The sequence below is a fragment of the Mycobacterium sp. THU-M104 genome (assembly GCF_049197365.1).
In the GTDB taxonomy this organism is placed as follows: Bacteria; Actinomycetota; Actinomycetes; order Mycobacteriales; family Mycobacteriaceae; genus Mycobacterium.
Genome location: NZ_JBMIOP010000087.1, coordinates 1 through 5223, shown reverse-complemented (window position 1 = coordinate 5223; position 5223 = coordinate 1). Strand labels below are relative to the sequence as shown.

6 protein-coding genes are annotated in these 5223 nt (G+C 68.5%); 3 read left to right on the top strand and 3 right to left on the bottom strand.

Translation table 11 applies throughout. The annotated features are described in order from the left end of the window. The 3 genes from ACOJVU_RS08280 to ACOJVU_RS08270 all read left to right on the top strand — a co-directional run. Positions 1-1675, top strand: a 1675-nt coding sequence (locus ACOJVU_RS08280; protein ID WP_421529330.1) for a virulence factor Mce family protein, incomplete at its 5' end; no start/stop codon positions are given. A 10-nt stretch (positions 1676-1685) separates the two neighbouring features. Further along, positions 1686-2381, top strand: coding sequence for a mammalian cell entry protein (locus ACOJVU_RS08275; protein WP_421529329.1), 696 nt, complete (start codon positions 1686-1688; stop codon positions 2379-2381). Between the two features lie 8 nt (positions 2382-2389). Then, complete coding sequence (locus ACOJVU_RS08270) at positions 2390-2872, top strand: mammalian cell entry protein (RefSeq protein WP_421529331.1); 483 nt, start codon at positions 2390-2392, stop codon at positions 2870-2872. On the opposite strand, the gene ACOJVU_RS08265 is transcribed toward ACOJVU_RS08270, so the two are convergent. The 3 genes from ACOJVU_RS08265 to ACOJVU_RS08255 form a co-directional block, all read right to left on the bottom strand. Next, the gene (locus ACOJVU_RS08265) at positions 2873-3451 is read right to left on the bottom strand and encodes a hypothetical protein (RefSeq protein ID WP_421529328.1); all 579 of its coding nucleotides are present in this window, start codon (positions 3449-3451) and stop codon (positions 2873-2875) included. A gap of 74 nt (positions 3452-3525) precedes the next feature. Continuing rightward, positions 3526-5034: an alpha,alpha-trehalose-phosphate synthase (UDP-forming) gene (locus tag ACOJVU_RS08260; protein ID WP_421529327.1), complete on the bottom strand. Its 1509-nt coding sequence runs from the start codon at positions 5032-5034 to the stop codon at positions 3526-3528. Then, a complete protein-coding gene (locus ACOJVU_RS08255; RefSeq protein ID WP_421529326.1) occupies positions 5035-5199 on the bottom strand; it encodes a hypothetical protein in 165 nt (54 codons plus the stop codon). It abuts the gene before it with no gap. Positions 5200-5223 lie beyond the last annotated feature (24 nt).

Sequence of the window (5223 nt, the reverse complement as noted above, 5' to 3'; positions counted from 1 at the left end):
GCTCGACAGACTGACCAAGGTCCAGCTGGCCATCTTCGGGGCGATCACCGTGATCGCGCTGACCGTGATGGCGATCTTCTACCTGCGGCTGCCCGCCACCTTCGGCCTCGGCACCTACGTCGGCACGGCCGACTTCGTCGCCGGCGGCGGCCTGTACAAGAACGCCAACGTCACCTATCGCGGCGTCGCCGTCGGCCGGGTGGAGTCGGTCGGGCTCAACCCCGATGGCGTGACCGCCGAGATGCGGCTGAACAGCGGGACACCCATCCCGTCGAACGTCACCGCCACCGTGAAGAGCGTGTCGGCGGTGGGCGAGCAGTACATCGACCTGGTGCCGTCGGGAACTCCGGCATCGACCAAGTTGCACAACGGGTTCCGCATCGCCCAGCAGAACACCCGGATCGGCCAGGACGTCGCTGATCTGTTGAAGCGGGCCGAGACGCTGGTCAACAGCGTGAGCGACACCCGGCTGCGGGAGGTGCTGCACGAGACGTTCATCGCGACCAACGGATCGGGACCCGAGCTGGCCCGGTTGTTCGAGTCCGCGCGGCTGCTGGTCGACCAGGCCAACGCCGACTATCCGCGGGTGTCGGAGCTGATCGACCAGGCGGGCCCGTTCCTGCAGGCCCAGATTCGCGCGGGCGCCGACATCAAGTCGCTGTCGGACGGGCTGGCGCGGTTCACCGCCGAGGTGCATCAGGCGGACCCGCAGCTGCGCTCCACGCTGGCTACCGCCCCGGGCGCGGCGGACGAGGCGAACACCGCGTTCTCCGGCATCCGGCCCTCCTTCCCGGCGCTGGCCGCCAGCCTGGCCAACCTGGGCCGGGTGGGCGTCATCTACCACAAGTCGATCGAGCACCTGCTGGTCGTGTTGCCGGCGTTGTTCGCCGCGATCGTCACAGCCGCCGGCGGCGAGCCGCAGGACGAGGGCGCCAAGCTCGACTTCAAGCTCGACCTGAACGACCCGCCGCCGTGCTCGGTCGGCTTCCTGCCGCCGCCGCTGATGCGCACACCGGCCGACGAGACGCTGCGCGAGCTCCCGCCCGACCTGTACTGCAAGGCCGCCCAGAGCGATCCCACCACCGTGCGCGGCGCGCGCAACTACCCGTGCCAGGAGTTCCCCGGCAAACGGGCGCCGACGGTCCAGCTGTGCCGCGACCCGAAGGGCTACGTGCCGGTTGGCCGCAACCCCTGGCGCGGCCCGCCGGTGCCCTACGACACACCGGTGACCAACGGACTCAACGTGCTGCCGCCCAACCACTTCCCGTACGTCCCGCCGGACGCGGATCCGGATCCGGGCACCCCCATCGTCGGGCCGCCACCGCCGGGTGTGGCGCCGGGGCCGGGGCCGATGCCCGACCGCCAGCCGGCCTACGATCCGCCGCCGCCCAACGACAACGGGCCGCCGCCGCCGTTCACGTCATGGCAGCCGCCGGGGGTGCCGCCGGTGCCGCCCCAGGTTCCGTATCCCAAGTGGCTGCCGCCGCCACCGCCGCCGGAAGGCACCGGGGCGCCGCCGCAGGCCGACAGCGCCCCGGCGTACACCACTTACGATCCGAAGACCGGCGCGTTCGCGGACCCGGCCGGCGGCACTGGTATCTTCGCGGCCGGTGCGAGCGGCGCGTCGAGCGCCGAGAATTGGGTAGAGCTCATGCTCGATCCACGACCCCTGTGATGGACCCGTAGTGGCAGACGAGCAGACCAAGGCGACACGCGTTCGGCGGCGGGCGTCCCGCGCGGCGGGCCCCGCCCGACGTGAGGCCGCCGACGGTGCGGCGGCACGGATCGGCGTCCCGGTCCAGGCGAAGCAGGCGGCGCCGCCGGTGCGGACCTTCAAACCCGTCAAGCCGCCGCCGCGGCGGCGGGCGCACCGGGTCCTGGTCGCGTGGGTCTCGGTTGCCGCCGCGGTCCTGGCGATCGGCGCGCTGGTCGCCTGCCTGACCGTGCTGGTCGTTCAGCACCGGCATGCCGGCGCCGAGCAGGCTCGCGACCAGCGGTTCGTCGACACCGCCACCCAGACGGTGGTCAACATGTTCAGTTACACACAGGACAACATCGACGAGAGTGTCAACCGTTTCTACGACCAGACCAGTGGCCCCCTGCACGCCATGCTGGGCGCCAACAACAACATCGAGAACCTCAAGGGCCTGTTCCGCTCCACCAACGCGACGTCGGAAGCCGTCGTCAACGGTGCCGCCCTGGAGGGCATCGACCCGGTCACCGACAACGCGTCGGTCCTGGTCTCGGTGCGAGTCACCGTCGCCGACATCGACGGCGTCGACAAGCCGTCCATGCCCTACCGCCTGCGCGTCATCGTGCACGAGGACGAGTCCGGACGGATGAGCGGCTACGACTTGAAGTATCCCAACGGGGGCAACTGATGCGGACGTTGCGGTGGCTCAGGGTCGTTGCGGTCGCCCTGCTGGTCTTCGCCTTCGTCGGCCTGGCCGCGGCGACGGGCTGGTTCTACTGGGACCGGGTGCAGGCCCGCGGCGAGGCATCGGCGCGGGCGGCTCTGCCCAAGCTGGCCACCAAGGAGATCCCCGAAGTTTTCGGTTACGACTACCAGACCGTCGAACGCAGCCTCGCCGAGGTGTATCCGCTGCTGACGCCGGCGTACCGCCAGGAGTTCCGCAAGAGCGCCAACGCGCAGATCATCCCGGAAGCCAAGAAGCGCGAGGTGGTGGTGCAGGCCAACGTCGTCGGTGCCGGAGTGATGTCGGCTCAACGTGATTGCGCGTCGGTGATGGTCTATCTGAACCGCACCGTGACCGACAAATCGCGGCAGCCCCTCTACGACGGCAGCCGGTTGCGAGTGGACTTCCAAAAGATCGGCAAGCAATGGCTGATCAACTACATCACCCCGATTTGATCAGTAGCACATCGCAATGTCGTTGCAGTACAACGGGTAACGCTCGATCGGTGTGGGTGGCGGTCCAATGAGCCGCAGCGAGAACGGCTCTTTGGTCATCGCCGGCTGCAGGCCGCAGACCGCGCCGTGCAACGTGGTGTGCGTCCCGGCCATCGTCTCGTTGTCGAAAGCGTATGTCTCGGTGGATGCCCCGGTGCCTCCGTCGGGACAGGACAGACCGTCGGCCTTGTCCACCTGAAACGTCCACAATCCGCTCACCAGACGGGCCCTGCCGCTGTAGTTCTGCAGCTTGTCTTTGCGGCTGTTTCGTTCGTTGGTATAGCTCGCGACGTTCAATGCGCAGAAGTCGGCCATGATGTCGGGGTTGGAGTAGTCCTTGTAGTAGCGGCTGCCGTTGACCTGGGCGCACAGTGCTGTCACCTGCCAGGTCACGCCCGACACGCCCGCCTGGTCGAAGTGGTACAGGCCGTCCGCCGGCGGGGCGACCGCGCTCGCCGGGTCGCTGGATTCGAGCCCGATCCCCAGGGCCACAGCCGAGAAGACACCGGCGCCGACGGCCAGCCCACGACAGATCCTCATGATCGTCCCTCCCTGCTCGGGCCATCCCGCTGCGCTCGAGTATCACAGCGCTCGGGCCGCGGCGCCAAGGCCTTTCAGGCTTTTTCCACGGCTGTTGGCGGCTTGTCGGCGTCAGGTGGATGCGCCTCGGCCAGTGCGTCGAGGAACGAGCGCGCCCAGCGGTCGACGTCGTGGGCGAGCACCTGGCGCCGCATCGACCGCATCCGCCGGCGGCCTTCCTCCTCCGGCTGGTTGAGCGCCGACTCGACGGCGTCCTTGACTCCTTCGAGGTCGTGGGGATTGACCAGATAGGCCAGCCGAAGTTCGGCGGCGGCTCCGGTGAACTCGCTCAGCACCAGCGCACCGCCGAGATCACTGCGGCAGGCGACGTATTCCTTTGCCACCAGGTTCATTCCGTCGCGCAGCGGTGTGACCAGCATGACGTCGGCGGCGACGAAGTATGCGATGAGCTCGTCGCGGGGAACCGGACGGTGCAGATAATGCACCACCGGATGCCCGACTTCGGCGAACTCGCCGTTGATGTGACCGACCTGGCGTTCGATGTCGTCGCGCAGGATCCGGTAGCTTTCCACCCGCTCACGGCTGGGCGTGGCCAGCTGGATCAGCACCGTGTCGTCGCGTCTGGCCCGGCCCTCGGCGAGCAGCTCGGAGAACGCCTTCAGCCGGACGTCGATGCCCTTGGTGTAATCCAGTCGGTCGACGCCGAGCAGGATCTTGCGGGGGTTTCCCAGCTCGGCCCTGATCTCGCGGGCCCGGCGCCGAACGGTGCGGTCACGGGCTTTGCGGTCGAGGTCGGCGGAGTCGATGGAGATGGGGAAGGCGCCCACCCGCACGGTGCGCGAGTCCAGTTGCACTTCCCCGAAGCGCGAGCGCACACCGACCGAGCCCCGGGAGGTTTCCGCCCCCACCAGACGCCGGGACAAGAACAGGAAGTTCTGTGCGCCGCCGGCCAGATGGAACCCGACCAGATCGGCGCCGAGAAGGCCCTTGATGATCTCGGATCGCCAGGGCAGCTGCATGAACAGCTCCACCGGCGGGAACGGGATGTGCAGGAAGAAGCCGATGGTCAGGTCGGGGCGAAGCGTGCGCAGCATCTGGGGCACGAGTTGCAGCTGGTAGTCCTGGACCCACACGGTGGCACCGCGCGCGGCGGCGAGCGACGTGGCCTCGGCGAATCGGCGGTTGACGTCGACATAGCGCTCCCACCATTCGCGGTGATAGGTGGGCTTGACGATGACGTCGTGGTACAGCGGCCACAGCGTGGCGTTGGAGAAACCCTCGTAGTATTCGGCGACGTCGTCGGCGCTCAGACGCACCTGGTGCAGGGTGAGCTCGTCCTGCACGATCGGTCCGTCGTCGGCGTCCATCTCCTCGTCGACGATGCCGGGCCAGCCGACCCATGCGCCACGCCTGCGCCGCAGCAGTGGCTCCAGGGCTGTGACCAGCCCGCCGGGGCTGCGCTTCCAGGACGTGCGGCCGTCGGCAAGCCGCTCCATGTCGACCGGCAGCCGATTGGCCACCACGACGAAGTCGGAATCCCCGACGGGCGAAGCGGCCGGCCGTTCGACTCCGCTGGGAGTCATCTACGCATCGAGCTTCGAGGGTCCAATACCGAGCATGGACAGGAAGACGCGGCACTCGTCGGCGTCGGTCGCATACGCGGCGACGACGCGCCGGGCCTGGCTGGCGGTGCTGTCGGCCAGCGGTTCCACATCGCCGATGTCGCCATGGTCGGGTTTCGTAGGCATGACATAACTGTATGCGACGCCTCC